The organism is Bacteroides mediterraneensis (assembly GCF_900128455.1).
GTDB classification, from domain to species: domain Bacteria; phylum Bacteroidota; class Bacteroidia; order Bacteroidales; family Bacteroidaceae; genus Phocaeicola; species Phocaeicola mediterraneensis.
This window is the reverse complement of record NZ_LT635799.1, coordinates 1-869: the sequence shown is the minus strand read 5'-3', so window position 1 is coordinate 869 and position 869 is coordinate 1. Positions and strand designations below refer to the sequence as shown.

The 869-nt window shown below is 56.2% G+C and carries 1 protein-coding gene and 1 pseudogene; both read right to left on the bottom strand.

The window, feature by feature from the left end:
- On the bottom strand, positions 1–477 hold a 477-nt coding region (locus tag BQ7480_RS17525; protein ID WP_210436357.1), incomplete at its 3' end, for a fimbrillin family protein.
- Positions 478–511: 34 nt separating this feature from the next.
- Positions 512–869, bottom strand: a pseudogene (locus tag BQ7480_RS17965) (hypothetical protein); the annotation flags it as partial.

The window sequence follows — 869 nt, the reverse complement described above, 5'->3', positions numbered from 1 at the left end:
CTTGACGAGGCTCATGCAGTGCTTGAACGCATGCTCGCCGGTGAAGCTCACCGTCGGGCTGCTGGTGCTGCCCGTGGCTCCCGAGGCGAAAAGGAAGTCTATTTCGGGGCCCTGACCGTATTGATCGGTGTTGACTGACACGATTCCATTCTGCAATTCGCTGTCCTCCCTATACGGGTAGTAGGCGCTGAAGGTCTTCGTTTCGGTGTCATTGAAATAGATGGTTGTACCCTTGGGCCCGAACTGGCCGTTCTCTCTCACGTAGGGCACGTTGGTGATGTCTTCGCTGTTGATGCCGATACAGTCTTTGTCGGTAAAGCCGGTCCCCTCCGAATTGACGCGGGTGGATACGGCCTTATAGATGTCGGCGGTGAACTGTGCGGCTACGGGACCGTCGTTGTTCAAAATCTCATTTTCATTGTTGCAGGCGGCAAGTGACAATGCCAGCACTGCGAGTGCAAAGTGTTTAGTCTTCATTTTATTCATTGTTAATTGTTAATTATTAATTGTCTTACATTTCCGCGCTAACGTCGCCTCCGTCCCCCGTTTCCCATCCGGTAATCTCGCCCTTGCCTTCTTCCATGCCGACGGGCGTTTCCAGTGTTCCGGTCACACGGTAGGCGGTGGTCATGTCGCCGTTAAACTCCTTCATGGCCTCGGTCAGTTCTACCTCCGTATGTTGTGTGCGTCCGCCGTCGGTGAAGACGATGTCCAGCACCAGCGTCTGCACGTCTCCCATCGTACCCAGCAGGCGCAGGTCGGCCGTGAGCTTGCTGCCTTCACGGGTGAAGGCGAAGACCGTGGAGACAGGTTCGCCGACGGTCTGTTCCGCCTCCATGTCGAAGGCGCCGGCTATGCCGCCGAGGGTG